Origin of the sequence: Brevundimonas sp. G8 (genome assembly GCF_902506205.1) — a bacterium.
Lineage (GTDB): Bacteria > Pseudomonadota > Alphaproteobacteria > Caulobacterales > Caulobacteraceae > Brevundimonas.
Genome location: NZ_LR732816.1, coordinates 3,108,185 through 3,122,009, shown reverse-complemented (window position 1 = coordinate 3,122,009; position 13,825 = coordinate 3,108,185). Strand labels below are relative to the sequence as shown.

Annotated in this window: 11 protein-coding genes and 1 pseudogene; 6 read left to right on the top strand and 6 right to left on the bottom strand. The window is 65.3% G+C overall.

The genetic code is table 11. From position 1 onward, the window contains the following. Positions 1–46 precede the first annotated feature (46 nt). Positions 47–1,711: a cyclic nucleotide-binding domain-containing thioredoxin-disulfide reductase gene (locus tag CHRYSEO8AT_RS15050; RefSeq protein WP_159851365.1), complete on the bottom strand. Its 1,665-nt coding sequence runs from the start codon at positions 1,709–1,711 to the stop codon at positions 47–49. Between the two features lie 197 nt (positions 1,712–1,908). On the opposite strand from CHRYSEO8AT_RS15050, the gene CHRYSEO8AT_RS15045 reads away from it, so the two are divergent. Then, positions 1,909–2,484 (top strand): AraC family transcriptional regulator, encoded by a 576-nt coding sequence (locus CHRYSEO8AT_RS15045; RefSeq protein WP_159851363.1) that lies wholly within the window; start codon positions 1,909–1,911, stop codon positions 2,482–2,484. Between the two features lie 271 nt (positions 2,485–2,755). Next, positions 2,756–3,586 (top strand): alpha/beta fold hydrolase, encoded by an 831-nt coding sequence (locus CHRYSEO8AT_RS15040; RefSeq protein ID WP_236547567.1) that lies wholly within the window; start codon positions 2,756–2,758, stop codon positions 3,584–3,586. 387 nt (positions 3,587–3,973) lie between these two features. Here the strand turns inward: CHRYSEO8AT_RS15040 and CHRYSEO8AT_RS15035 are convergent, their stop codons facing one another. Continuing rightward, positions 3,974–6,487 carry an ABC transporter permease gene (locus CHRYSEO8AT_RS15035; RefSeq protein WP_159851359.1) on the bottom strand — a complete coding sequence of 838 codons (2,514 nt, stop codon included), beginning with the start codon at positions 6,485–6,487 and terminating at the stop codon, positions 3,974–3,976. Beyond that, positions 6,484–7,176: an ABC transporter ATP-binding protein gene (locus tag CHRYSEO8AT_RS15030; protein ID WP_159851357.1), complete on the bottom strand. Its 693-nt coding sequence runs from the start codon at positions 7,174–7,176 to the stop codon at positions 6,484–6,486. The genes CHRYSEO8AT_RS15035 and CHRYSEO8AT_RS15030 overlap by 4 nt, the downstream gene beginning before the upstream one ends. A 240-nt stretch (positions 7,177–7,416) precedes the next feature. Between CHRYSEO8AT_RS15030 and CHRYSEO8AT_RS15025 the strand changes: the two genes are divergently transcribed. Beyond that, positions 7,417–7,956 carry an arylesterase gene (locus CHRYSEO8AT_RS15025; protein WP_236547566.1) on the top strand — a complete coding sequence of 180 codons (540 nt, stop codon included), beginning with the start codon at positions 7,417–7,419 and terminating at the stop codon, positions 7,954–7,956. Positions 7,957–8,134: 178 nt separating this feature from the next. Beyond that, complete coding sequence (locus CHRYSEO8AT_RS15020) at positions 8,135–8,347, top strand: hypothetical protein (protein WP_159851355.1); 213 nt, start codon at positions 8,135–8,137, stop codon at positions 8,345–8,347. A gap of 285 nt (positions 8,348–8,632) precedes the next feature. Here the strand turns inward: CHRYSEO8AT_RS15020 and CHRYSEO8AT_RS15015 are convergent. After that, positions 8,633–9,004, bottom strand: a pseudogene (locus tag CHRYSEO8AT_RS15015) (recombinase family protein); the annotation flags it as partial. On the opposite strand from CHRYSEO8AT_RS15015, the gene CHRYSEO8AT_RS16185 reads away from it, so the two are divergent. Then, on the top strand, positions 8,924–9,895 hold the full coding sequence (locus CHRYSEO8AT_RS16185; protein ID WP_236547621.1) for a serine hydrolase: 972 nt from the start codon (positions 8,924–8,926) through the stop codon (positions 9,893–9,895). The pseudogene CHRYSEO8AT_RS15015 and the gene CHRYSEO8AT_RS16185 overlap by 81 nt on opposite strands. 820 nt (positions 9,896–10,715) lie before the next feature. Here the strand turns inward: CHRYSEO8AT_RS16185 and CHRYSEO8AT_RS15010 are convergent. Next, positions 10,716–11,066, bottom strand: a complete 351-nt coding sequence (locus CHRYSEO8AT_RS15010) for a hypothetical protein (protein WP_159851351.1) — start codon at positions 11,064–11,066, stop codon at positions 10,716–10,718. Positions 11,067–11,141: 75 nt separating this feature from the next. Continuing rightward, positions 11,142–12,131, bottom strand: a complete 990-nt coding sequence (locus CHRYSEO8AT_RS15005; protein ID WP_159851349.1) for a hypothetical protein — start codon at positions 12,129–12,131, stop codon at positions 11,142–11,144. A 363-nt stretch (positions 12,132–12,494) separates the two neighbouring features. Here CHRYSEO8AT_RS15005 and CHRYSEO8AT_RS15000 point away from each other — a divergent pair, with 363 nt between their 5' ends. After that, a complete protein-coding gene (locus CHRYSEO8AT_RS15000; protein WP_159851347.1) occupies positions 12,495–13,310 on the top strand; it encodes a hypothetical protein in 816 nt (271 codons plus the stop codon). The last annotated feature ends 515 nt before the right edge of the window (positions 13,311–13,825 follow it).

The window sequence follows — 13,825 nt, the reverse complement described above, 5'->3', positions numbered from 1 at the left end:
GTATCAGACGGCCGCCTCTTTCGCGAGGCGGCCGTTATGGTTTGTGTCAGTCCTGATCGACGCTCGCCAGATAGGCATGGATGGCCTGAACCACGACCGAGCCTTCGCCCACGCCTGCCGCCACGCGCTTGACCGAGCCGGACCGCACGTCCCCCACGGCGTAGATGCCGGGCCGGCTGGTCTCGTAGGGCGAGGCGCCGGGCGCGGTCTCGGACGGCATGCCCGTGATCACGAACCCGCTGTCGTCCAGGGGCAGGCAGTCCTTGACCCAGTCCGTATTGGGCCGCGCGCCGATCATGACGAACAGGGCGTGGGCCGGCACCTGCGTCTGCGCGCCGCTCTGCCGATCCGTCCAGGTCACGCCGGACAGCAGGTGGTCGCCCTCCAGCTTCGTCACCTCGCTGTGAGCATACAGGGTGATGCGGGGCGAGCGATGGATACGCTGGACCAGATAGTCGGACATGGTCGCCGCCAGTCCCGCCCCACGCACCAGCAGATGCACATGGCCGACGTGTTGGGACAGATACATGGCCGCCTGACCGGCCGAATTGCCGCCGCCGACCACGACCACGTCCAGGCCGCTGCACAGTTTTGCCTCCATGGCGGTGGCGGCGTAATGGATGCCGTGCCCCTCGAACCGAGCATAGCCCGCGACATCCAGCTTGCGATAATGGGCGCCGGTTGCGACCACCACGGCGCGGGCCTGGACGACCTGATCGTCCTCCAGCCGGATCGTGAAGGGATGTGCGGCGCAATCCAGCGCGACGGCGGCGCGGGAGATGGACATGCGGGTCCCGAACTTCTGCGCCTGAACCAGGGCGCGCCCTGCCAGGGCCTGGCCTGAGATGCCGGTGGGAAAGCCCAGATAGTTCTCGATCTTTGAGCTGGTGCCCGCCTGACCGCCAGGGGCCAAGGTCTCGATCATCGCGGTCGAAAGCCCCTCCGACGCGGCATAGGTCGCCGCCGCCAGACCTGCAGGCCCGGCGCCGACCACCACCACGTCCCAGACTTCGGCCGGGTCGAACCGCTCGGTCAGGCCCAGGTGGTCGGCCAAATCCGGCAGGCTGGGGTTCGACAGCACCGCACGGTCGGGCGAGATCACCACGGGCAACTCGCCCTCGCCGACGGAGAATATCTCCATCAGATTGGCGGCGGCCGGGTCGGTCTTGGGATCGACGGTGCGCAGCGGGTAGGAGTTGCGGATGATGAACCGCTCCAGTCGCTGGGTGTCTCCGTCATTGGGCTCTCCGATCAGAACCACGCCCGCCTGGCCGTGATAGAGGAAGCCCATCCGACGCAGGATGAAGGCGCGCATGATCAGCTCGCCGATGTCCGGTTCGGACGACATCAACCGCGAAAGGTCGCTGTGATGCACGCGGATCACCCGGCCGTCTGCCGTCGAGCGCCCCTCGACCAGCAGCGCGCGTTCCGACACCTGATCCAGTTCGCCAGTGAACTGATGCGGTTGGTGGGTGATCAGGATTTCGTCGCCGCCGGTGTCGCTCTGGCGGACGATGGCGATCTCGCCAGTCACCACGACGAAGAAGTCCGCCCGTCGATCGCCGCGCCGGAACAGCACCTGGCCCGGGGCGACGGCTTCCTCCTCGCCGTAGTTGCGTACGCGCGCCATCATCTCTTCGCTCAGCCGGGGATAGACCTGCGCCGTGCGGGCGTAGGGGTCGTCCGTGATCATGGGGTCGGCGGATGACATGGCGATCCTTCAAGCTGGCGATGACGACATCATCGCTGAAGCGGCGTTTGCAAGCTTGGATGAAACCCGCGCGGCCCAAACCCATACCAAAGGATAGGGGGGCAAGACCAAGTCGGTATTCCAGCAACCGTTCGTGCGATGGCGGACCGGGGCGGGGTCGATCAGTTTGGGTGCAGGACAAATCCCTGGAGGCCGCCATGACCGACGCACTCGTTATCTTCCCGCAAGCCCGCATCGGCGCGCCGACGGTGGAAAACCTGGGACCGACCGCGTTCCGCATCCTGGCTGAAGTCGAAGGCGCGCTGGATCGCAACGCCGCCGCCGCGCGCCACGGCGTGGGTCAGCTTCAGGCCCTGCTGCGCGCCCTGCCGGTGTGGTCGGGTGAGGCCTATGATCGGTCGCGTGAACCGGTCCGCGCCGTCGAACCGACGCGCGGCGGCCTGGCGCCCTGGCAGATGAAGCAGGTGGCGGCCTTCGTCGACGCCAGCCTGGACGAGCGGATTTATGTCGAGGACCTGGCCACGCGCGTTCGCCTCAGCCCCAGCCATTTCTGCCGCGCCTTCAAGGTCACGACCGGCGAGACGCCGCACGCCTACGTCATGCGTCGTCGCTTGGATAAGGCCAAGGCCCTGATGCTCGAAACGAACGAGAGCCTGTGCCAGATCGCCGACGCCTGCGGCCTGGCCGACCAGGCCCACCTGACCCGCCTGTTCCGCCGCCACCTGAACACCACGCCGTTCCAATGGCGCCGCGAAAGCCGCATGGCCGCCTGATCCGCTCGCCGATGCAGCGGCGCCAAGTGTAGCCGTTCGGTCCAAGACCGCGCCGGACCCCAGGGTCAATCTGCCGGCGTCGATTACGGGCGCGGCCGCACCGCGCGACCCACTGGGACCTGTGCAAATGACGGCATTCGTATCCGACTTCCCCCAGGCGTCTCGTCGTGGCCTTCTGGCCGGCGGCGCCGCGCTCGGACTTTCCTCCCTCCTTCCTTCCCTCGCCTCGGCGGCCTCGACCGCCTCGGCATTCTCAACCGGAGACGACACCATGGCCTACGTCACCACCTCGGACGGCGTTGAAATCTTTTACAAGGACTGGGGCCCCAAGGACGCCCAGCCCATCGTCTTCCACCACGGCTGGCCGCTCAGCTCGGACGATTGGGACGCCCAGATGATGTATTTCGTCTTGAAGGGCTTCCGCGTCGTGGCGCACGACCGGCGCGGCCATGGTCGCTCGACCCAGGTCTCAGACGGCCACGACATGGATCACTACGCCGCTGACGCCGCTGCGGTTTACGAACATCTTGGGCTGACCAACGCGGTCCACATCGGTCACTCGACCGGTGGCGGCGAGGTCGTTCGCTATGTCGTCAAACACGGCGCAGGCAAGGTCGCCAAGGCCGTGCTGGTCAGCGCCGTCCCCCCGCTGATGCTGAAGACCGCCGCCAACCCGGAAGGCACGCCGATCGAGGTGTTCGATGGCTTCCGCGCCAGCCTGGCCGCCAACCGCGCCGAGTTCTACAAGGCCGTCGCCTCCGGCCCCTTCTACGGCTTCAATCGTCCGGGCGCGACGCAGATGCCGGCGGTGGTCGACAACTGGTGGCGCCAAGGCATGACCGGCGGCGCCAAGGCCCACTACGATGGCATCAAGGCCTTCTCGGAGACCGACTTCACCGAAGAGCTGAAGGTCATGACCGTGCCGACCCTGGTTCTTCAGGGCGATGACGATCAGATCGTTCCCTACAAGGATGCGTCCGTCAAAGCCGCCGCCCTGCTGCCAAACGGCACGCTCAAGATATATCCAGGCTTCCCGCACGGCATGCTGACGACGCACGGCGGCGTCATCAACCCGGACCTGCTGGCCTTCATCCAGTCCTGATCGGCCAAGCTGTAAAAGCCGCCCGGCAGAGATGCTGGGCGGCACCTCACAAATGGGAACCGTCGCATATATGAGGACATCGCCCAGAATTCGTGGGCAGAAATGGTGATGAATCACAAGCGGAGCCAAGTCATATCCGCTTTGATCGAAAGAGGGAGGCAAACGTCTTTGACCGCAATGGCAACTTTCCGCCAACACCATACTTCACGGAACTTCCACTTTTAGGCGAAGCGACAATGTCCGCATCTGGCGCTTAGGGGCCGTTCACAATTCAGCGCAGGCCATGGACCCTGATCGATCACGACGACGCTGCTGATCATCAGTCTCGCCGCCCTTGCGGTGCCCCTTGTCCTTGGCGGGCGTGCGGATTAATGGGCTTCGCCGTAGTCAGTCCGATCGGAGAACCGGCGCCGGGCGTCGCGACAAGGCGTGCAAGGCCGCCAGACCGCCGCCCAGGGCCGCGATCCCCGTGGCGCCGGTGAGCAGGAGGACGACGCCGGTCCAGTCCATGCTCCACGTGGCCTTGAAGGCGAGGGTCACGACCGGCCAGGCGCCGGCGGCGCCGAGGAGCAGCCCAGCCAGGCCGGCGATGGCGCCGACCAGGCTGTATTCCACGAGGTAGGCGGTCAGGATCTGGGCGTGAGAGCCGCCCAGCACCTTGAGGACGGCCGCCTCGCGCGCCCGTTCGCGCACGCCTGCCGCAATGGCGCCGACCAGAACGAGCAGTCCGGCGAGACCGGCGACGGCCGCTGCCCCGCGGATGGCGAGGGCCAGGCGGTCGAACAGGGTGGCGGCGGCCTCAAGCTGTTCGCGGACGCTGATGATGTTCACTTCGCGGAAGTCCGCGCCAAGCGCCTGGGTCAGGGCCCTTTCCTCGGTGGGTGAGGCGCGGGCGATGGCGACGCTGCGGGGATTGGCGCCTTCGACGGCGGCGGCGTTGAGGACGAGCAGGAAGTTGGTCCCGAACCCGCCCGGTTCGGTCCGGCGCAGGGCGGCGATGCGGACGTCCATCTCTCGGCCGAGCAGTTGCAGGGTCAGGCTGTCGCCGACCTTGAGATCGGCCGCCTTGGCCAGATCTTGCGAGAGGGCGATTTGCGGCGGACCGGCGTAGTCGGCGGCCCACCACCGGCCGGAGACGAGGTTCGCATCGTCCGGCGCTCCGGCCAGGGCGGTCAGGAGAATGTCCTGGTCGAAGGCCCAGCGTTCGCCCTGAGGCAGGGCCTCTGGGTCGACGGGCGCACCCTTCAACCGCACGATCCGCCCCGTGAGGAGCGGAAGGCGTCGGTAGCGATCCGGTCCGGGGTTCGCCATCACCTTGGCCACCGCGGCATCGAACGCCGCGCCGCGATCAGCCGGGATTTCGGTGAAGACCACGGACGGGGCCGATCGCGGGGCGACCTCGGTGATCTGGCCGAGCAGGCTGGACTGGATGAGGACGACCATGGCCAGAAGCGCGACGCCCAGGCCGATGGCGGGCGAAGCGGTGCGCGCCGCCGAACGCGGGCCAGCGAGATTGGCCAGTCCCAGGCGGACCGCGCCGCCGGCATGTCGCCTCAGCCGTCCGGCCAGGGCCGCCGCTACGCGACCGAGCAGCCACAGCAGGGCGAAGGCGACGACGGTGCCGCCGATCAAGGCGGCCGCTGCAAGCCTCGACGGTGCGGTCCATAGGGCCAGACACGCCAGTCCGATCGCCGCCAGAATGGCGAAGACCAGTTCGACGCCGAGGACGGGTCGGTCGGTGAGCTGGCGACGGAACAATGCCGACGGTGGGGTTGCCCGCGCACGCGCCAGCGGCGCCAGGGCGAAGGCGGCGGCCGCCAGAAGGCCGAACGCCCCGGCCTTGACGAGTGGCGCGGGATAGACGGCGAAGAGGGCGGGGATGGGCAGGCTGTCCTTCGCCAGCACACCGATGACGAGCGGCACGACGGCGCCGATCACGAGACCGATGGCGACACCGACGACGGCCAGCACGCCGATCTGGATCAGATAGATGTCGCGGATCAGCCCGCCCTCCGCGCCGAGCGCCTTCAGCGTCGCGATCGACGGCTTGCGGCCCTCCAGATAGGCCGAGACGGCGCCTCCGACGCCGAGCCCGCCGGCCACGAGCGACGCCAGGCCGATGAAGCCGAGAAAGTATTCAAGCTGGTCGATCAGTCGTCCGGCCCCGGCGGCGGCCTCGGACCGATCCCGGGCTTCGAGCCGGCTCTGCGGAAACCGTTTTTCTATTGCCGCGATGGCGGCCTTGGGATCGACGTCGGCGGGAAGGGCGATACGCACCGCCTCGCCGAACAGGCCGCCAGGCGCGAGAAGGCCGGCCCGTTCCACGGCGGGGACCGTCGTCACCACGCGGGGGCCAAGTGCAAAGCCCCGGCCCAGCCGGTCGGGTTCGGCCAGGAGGACGGCGCGCGCGACGAACGGCGTTCCGCCCACCGTGAAGGTGTCGCCGAGCTTGAGGTCGAGCCGATCCAGCAGGCCCTGTTCGACGACGGCGCCTGCCACACCGTTGTCGACGCGCAAGGCCGTGGCCAGATCGGGCGCGCCCGACAGTTCGACCGCGCCGACCAGGGGATAGGCGGTGTCGACCCCGCGCATATCGACCAGGCGACGCCGGCCCGCGCCGGTCTCGGCCATGGCGTTGGCTCGCACCGAATAGGCGACCGGACCCAGGGCGGCGAAGGCGGCGCGCTGGTCAGGGCTGAACCGGCCCTGATCGAGGCTGAAGACGACGTCTCCGCCGAGGATCTCCCGCGCCTGACTGGCCAGCCCCTGGCGGAAGGCCTCGGCGGTCGAGCCCGAGGCCGCGATCGCCGCCACGCCCAGGGCCAGACAGGCCAGGAAGATGCGGAACCCCGCGATCCCGGAGCGGAGCTCGCGGCGGGCGAAGCGGAAGGCGAGCCTCATGCGGAGATCGGCGACGGGGCGACGACCTGACCGTCGCGCATGGTTACGATCCGGTCCGCCCGAGCAGCGAGACGGTCGTCATGGGTCACCAGGACCAGGGCCGCTCCGCTGTCGCGCACGAGGTCGAACAGCAGGTCGGCGACCAGGGCGCCGTTGGTTCCGTCCAGATTGCCGGTCGGTTCGTCGGCGAACAGGAGTTCCGGCCCGACGGCTAGGGCGCGGGCCAGGGCCACGCGCTGCTGCTCGCCGCCCGACATCTGGTGGGGATAGTGCGATCGCCGGGCGCCGAGGCCGACCCGCTCCAGCCAGGCGCGCGCCTGTGCGACCGCATCAGGCCGGTGGGCCAGTTCCAGCGGCGCGGACACATTCTCTTCGGCCGTCATATTGGGAAGGAGGTGAAAGCTTTGGAACACCAGGGCGGCGCGCCCCCGACGCAGGCGGGCGCGGCCGTCTTCGCCCAGAGCGGCCAGGTCCTGATCGAACAGCATCGCCCGGCCCCGGGTCGGCGTCTCCAGCCCGGCGGCGATGGAGATCAGCGAGGATTTGCCCGACCCGGAAGGGCCGACGATGGCGACCGTCTCCCCAGGCGCCACGACCAGGTCCACGCCGCGAAGGATTTCCACGGAACCGGCGGCAGAGGGCAGGGTGAGGACGACGCCGTCAAGGACGAGCGGAGCGGCTGAAGCCATCGATCTGTCGCTTGCTGCATTGGGAGGAGGAAGGTCGGTCCCTATATGGGTGCGCAGATCATGACTCCAACGCCCTCCTCGCCCATGCCGCCTATTCCTCGTCGCACGCTCCTGACCGGAGGGCTGGGGCTCGTGCTCGCCGGATGCAGTCCCTCGAAGGACGACGCGCCAGATTCGCCGGACACGCCCTCGGCTTCGGCTCCGCCCACGACGGTCCCTTCGGGCGCGCCGGAGAAGATCGTGACCCTCTTGGGCGATTCCATCACGGCCGGCTTCGGATTACCTGCGGCCGAGGCTCTGCCGGTGCAACTCGAAGAGGCGCTGCGTGCAAAGGGGCTCAGGGTGAGGGTTCGCGGGGCCGGGGTGTCGGGCGACACGACCGGCGGCGGGCTGGCCCGGGTCGGCTACAGCGTCCAGGACGACACCGATCTGTGCATCGTCGCCCTGGGGGGCAACGACATGCTGCAGGGCGTGGATCCAAAAACGGTCCGGGCCAATCTGGAGGCCATCATCGCATCTCTGAAGGCGCGCGATATTCCCGTCCTGCTGGCGGGAATGAGAGCGCCGCCGCAGTACGGCGCCTACGCCGCCGAGTTCGACCGCATCTTCGCGGATTTGGCGCGCCAGGACGACGTGCCGGCCTATCCCTTTTTGCTGGAAGGCGTGGCCCTGGATCGCCGCTACAACCAGCCGGACGGCATCCACCCCAACGCCCAGGGGGTGCGCATCATCGCCGACGGTCTGGCGCCGGTCGTGGCGGCCGCACTGTCGGGCGGCTAGGAGCTGGGACGACGACGGATCACGGCGACGGTCAGGGGATCGCCCTTGAACCGCCGGCAGGCCATCGCCATCTTGGAACTGCCCTTCTTGGGCGTTTCCTCCCAATCGACTTCCGGCCTCGTCGCCTCGTGCGACGGGGCTGTTTTTTGTCCGGAACGACATCCTGTCCGAGCGCGCCATGCCCAAAGCCAAAGACACCGTCCATCTGCGCTTCACCCTGAAGGGCGAGAGCGGCCCGTTCTGGCAGACGAACGCCACGGTCGCCACGGTCGGCGGGGGGACCGCGCTGCTCGATGGCCTGGATCGCCAGATCGTCGCGCGCGTCGCCGATTTTCGCCGGGCAGGGGAGGGCCGCTGGACCCTCGATTTCGAGGTCCGGTCGAGACCCTGATCGGACCGCGTTTTTATCTCGTCCACTTGGATATGTCCCAGACGCCGACGCCCCAAGAAGTGTTGCTGGCCGATAGCGGCAGGCAACAGTTCTCGTTTTCCTCCCGCGGTTGAGGCGCGTCAACACGCAGTGCGTGAACGGCCCTTGAGGAGAAAGCGTCGCTTCAACAAGCTGCGCGAAGGTCCACTTCCGGGATCGGTGTGAATGTCCGCTTCTGGCGCGTAGCGGACCTTCGCACGGCTTCCAGTCCGTTGTTCGTTTCCGCTTCTCTAGTCGTTCCAAGGATCGGTAGAGGGTCGATCGGGCGACACCCAAGGTCTGAGCCACTTCCGTACCGGTTGTTTCGGGATCCTTTAGCAACCGAGCTGCGTGCCTCAGTTGCTGCGTCGTCAGCTTTGCTGGCCGTCCACCTAAACGACCTCGCGCTTTGGCGGCTAGTAGGCCCGCTTTGGTTCGCTCCCGCACTAGGTCTCGCTCCATTTCAGCAAGCGCGGCCATAACGTGAAAGAAGAAGCGGCCAGCCGATGTTGCGGTGTCGATCCCGTCGGTCAGGCTGACGAACTGCACGTCTCGGTTATGAAGGTCCGCAACGAACTCGACGAGCTGGCGAACCGTTCTGCCAAGTCGGTCCAGTTTCCAAACTACAAGCGCGTCGCCGACGCCGAGACTGGGAGAGCCGCGTCAGCCCGAGATCGATACGTCATCGCCTCAATATCCAAATGGCTCACCGTCGCAGCGATCCTGCAACTGGTGGAGCAGGGGGTGATGAGTCTGGGCGCGTCAGTCGCAGACACCTTGCCAGGCTTCCGGAAGGACGCGGGAGGGCGGGTCACACTCCGCCAGTTGCTGAGCAACACCAGTGGCGTTCCTAACCTCTATGGACCCGCCGTCGAGGCGGATCCCACCCTCAAGCGATCGACCATGACCGCCGCAGAGGCGGCCAGCTTGTTCTGCTCCGGCGAACTGATCTTCGAACCCGGCGCCCGTTTCGACTATGCGATCACGAACTGGATCCTCGTCGTCGCGATGGTGGAAGCCGCGACTGGGAAACCGTTCGAGCGCGTTGTCGATGACTTGGTCGTGACGCCCCTGCGGCTTCCGGACACCGATGTGGCGAAGTTCGATTTCGACGGGCGTCCCGATACGGCAAAGGCCTATAGTTCGATCTCGCCGCCCGTGCTCAAGATGTCTCCGCGACCGGCGTTCCTAGCCGCTGCGGGCGGCTACTCCAGCACCGCCAACGATCTTCTCCGCGCCGCGTCCGGTGTTTTCGACACCCCCCTGTTGACGCCGCAATCCCGCGCGGAAATGCTGAAGATCACAACGCCTGATCAGCATTACGCCATCGGCGGTCGGGTCGCCCGTCTCGCGACGCCAGGCGGAACGCGCTTGGCTGCGTGGGAGACAGGACGAACGGACGGCTACCGTTCGGTCTTGGCGCACGTGCTAGACCAGCGTCGGACCGTTGTCCTGCTCAACAACACGGACATGTCACAACAGAGCATGGACCGCATCGCGCTTCGGCTGCTACGCGCAGACTGGGCATAAATGCCTTTGGGCCGTTGCAGCATTCAGTCTGAGTACGCTGATGTCTGAAATAGAAGTCAGCGGCCATTCAATATGTCCCGGCCCAAGTTCTTCGCTTCACGCTGGGTGAGCGTTACCAAAGTTTCTGTTAGTATAGCCAATTGGCTACAGCATCATCCGGCATCACAATTCCTTTCTCGGACGATTGCCGCGTAAACAGTTGGCCAAGCTATCGATGAGGCGAAAAAATACGCGCTATCCGCAGGCGATCGCCTCTATCGTTCGGCTGTCGTCATTGAAGGTGATGTTCATTCGGTTCCATCTTAGGTCTTGGTTGACGGCGCAGCTTGCGCAATGGGTTCGCCACTCCGCGCCGCTCGGCGGCACCGGCATCTCCGAGACCGGTCGACCGACAAACTGCTGCTGTCGCGAGGCCAAGCACCCATCGCCGAAATAATATCGGTCGGGCTTTCCGCCGGCCTGCGCAATCCAGATTCCCGGCTGTCGGCCATGGTTGCGTATGGTCGAGCCTGGGGCGGCCCAGTAGGTGAAGGGCGGAGGAGGATTCGCCTCCATGATCAGGGCCGAAGTCGGCGGCAATACCGGAGACCGCCCAGACTCATCAGTCCTTGGGCCGTCAGTGGCTGTGCACGCTCCAAGCGCAACAACCGCCGCGCTCGCGGCCGCCCAGTTTATCGCCTAAGATATATTATGCGAAGGCTGACCAAGTTCGAACTTGTTGCATGTTGTCGGTGTTCCAGGTTCTTGAGACTCTGGGCCTGAGCGGCAGTTTGGTTCCGGGTTCGTTGGACTCCGGTTCCAAGTTCGTTGGACTCAGGCGCTAAGCGGCTTCCGCATTCACGCTTTCCAGCACATGGCTGACAGCAGTGAAAACTAGCTCGTTCGGCGTCACCCGTCGACCAAGCGCCGCATCCCGAACAGTATGAGCAAACCGAACCGGCACATTGACGCTGATGTGCACAGCGTCGTTCTCGATTGCGAAAAGATGCCGATATCCGGCCATGTGGTCCCGGATAAAGGTCTCCACGGTCTCGACGTAGAAGTCCGCAGCTTTCGAACCACGGCGAGCCGCTAACGCCTTCATGGCTTCGTGCATCGGCCTGGGCAGACGAAGACTCATCGAACGATGGCCGCTTTCCTCCACGGAGTGGGCGTCGCTTGAGGTCTCCACTTTCGCTCCCTTATGCAGTTGGTCCAGGCAGATTCGCAAACCCGGGCCCTGTCGTCCAGAGCGGCAGATTATATACTATTGTATATAAAGCGCGACCGACGCAGCTGCAGCAACGCGGTTGATCAAGGGGGCTGGCCATCCTCTGATCCGCTGCTCCATCTCTGCCAAATGGCGTTCTTGAACGTAGGCGAACAGCAGACTGAGAAGGTCAGATGTCGCAAGCCGGCCGAGCGCACTACGCGCTCGCTGCTGGCCAATCCGACCGTAAGCCAGTTCAGCGTGCACACTCATTTGGTGACCATCAGATAGGTGTTCAAACCGCGACGGATCAATGAGGATTCGGGCGCAGGTTTCGAGAAGCCGACGCTGCCAGAAGGCGCCGATTGAGGGGTAAGCTCCCTCTGCAAAGCTCAAAGCTTGTACTGCCGGAATCCAGTCGCCATCCGCGAACGTATGGATGAGACGCTCGCGGCTTCCCCTCGCCTGCTTAAGGAGTAAATCGGAGAGATCGATCAAGACGCCACGTGCGGCGGGCCAGCTTGGACTGACACACCAGTAGTCAGGAAATGACGCGCCTCGTAGCGTCGAGCAGATATCGTTTTCCAGGCAGGCCCCCAGCACTGAAATCGAACCCCTGCCCCCTCCCCTTCGTTGGCCGGCACGCCGAAAAGGATCTGCGACCTGATCGACGTCGCGAATAAACCGGATCCTGTGATCTCGGCAGCCCGCGATCATGACGGGCATCAACTCCGCCGCCGAGAACTCTACGAGCGCGGTGCGGTGTCGTTCGCAGGTAACGCGCCAAGAAAGGCACCACTCGTTGCGCAGGTAGTGATCACGGCCCGCTGACGCATCATCGGCGAGACATGCCTCACACCCCTTACCGATGCCTGATCCGCCATCCGGCGGGATGTGCAGATCGCCGACGGAAACCTTAGGCCATTTGCTAATCCAAAGGGATGCCAGCCTGTCCAACTCGACCGAGGATGCTCCAGCCTTTTGCATGGCCTTTAGGATATCAGGTGAAAGGTAGGTCCCGCCGCCCCGTATCGCTTGGTCAGCCAACAATGGATCCAGCCGCCTTCTTACTGACCATCGGAGGACAACCGACCCAAGCGCTTCGTCAGGATATGAAAGCGTCATCAGATCGCGGCCCGTCGGGTTCGTCTTCCCGCTCGGGCCCCTGCATTCCTTAGTGCGGCGAGGCTATTGCTTAGCTCGCTAGATTTAAGGATGGTCTCCGTGATTTGTTCGGTGCCTGAAAGCACCGCTTGGGCGCTTGCCTCCTGCACCAGGTACGAGGCTCGACCGACATATCCACCGGTCAACTCATAGGCGCTCTCCAGCATGCTCACTGACCAGGAAGTGGGCTGCCGCAGCGGCAGGTCTTTCTAGCAAAAGAGCGGCCACAGGCCACTGGAGGAAACGATGACGACCCTGATCGCCTGGTGGTCACGCGACCAGGACCGGTTCGCTGCGCTGCATGTGGCCACGGACAGCCGCATCTCGTGGGGGTCATCCTCCAGACGCTGGGATGCAGGCCGGAAGGTCTTCGCATCGACAACCACGCCGGACATCTGGGCTTACTGCGGGGACGTGGTGTTCCCCGCTCTCGTCCTGAGCCAGCTGACGAGCGCCGCCGATAAAGGGGCGTTGTTCAGCGCGGAAGCCACGGTAGCGGAACGGCACGAGATCGTCGTGGAGGGACTGAAGAGCTCCTTTCAGCTGCGCCACGACGCCCCGGACGAGAACTTCACCGTGGTTCATGCGAGCCGCGACGGCGAGCGCGCCGAGGCGAGGCCGTTGTTGTGGCGGACCTCCTTCAACAAGGATGGGAAGACCTGGACGGACGAGGCGGTCGAGATCGACGAGGCCGCTCCGGGCGTCATCACGATCGCTGGCTCGGGCTCCAAGTCGTTGAAGGCGGAGGCCCTCCGCTGGAAGGAATCCTACATTGGCGGGACGAGCCGGTCGATCTACAGCGCGTTCTGCGAGGCCATCTCCAGCGGTTCTGACCCTCTGTCCGGAGGGGCTCCCCAAATGGCCTCGCTCTACCCAAAGGGTGGAGGCCGAACGGTCGGAGCCTTCCACCAGGGGAAGCCCTACCTCCATGGCCTTCCTCTCGCGCAAGCCGCCAACCCTGATGGGTTCGAGTGGTTCGACGAACTCTTCCAGAGAGTCGATCCCCGGACGGGCGCGGTGAGGCCCGGCGCGGCCCGCCATGCAAAGCCCAAGAGGGTCTAAAGTAGGTCCGTCGCAGTTGTCGGCCACGCGCTAGGATCAGGCGCCAGGGCCTGAAGATCCACACGATGGGCTCGTCACATGGATGGCAGTGGCTAAGGCGCATATCATCTGTCCCGTGGGACCACGCTGCGAGACTACCTCTGCAAGCAGAAGGGCTAACTATCGGCTAATCGAATCATTCGTAGCGCCTCGAAATCCTGTCGAGCTGTTTCTGCAGAGCAGACTTTCCGGACGTCGCCTCCGAGTCAGGCACGGTCATTTGCTGATGTCGCAGATGCGCCAGCAGCGGACATTCGGCGAGGGCCAAGAACCGGACGCTGGCTTTAACCGAGGCAGGCCGCGCGCTCCAACACCTTGACCTTCGCCTTCGCCGCCTTGTGTGACGAGGCTAAGCAGCAGCTACGGCCTGCGTGGACGCGAACAAGGTGCGTCAAGCTGAAGCGCGGGATAGGTAGTCAAACAGTCCGCGATTGCCTGTGTCAGCAGGTGTTCGAACTTAGCATCGTCTGGCATGA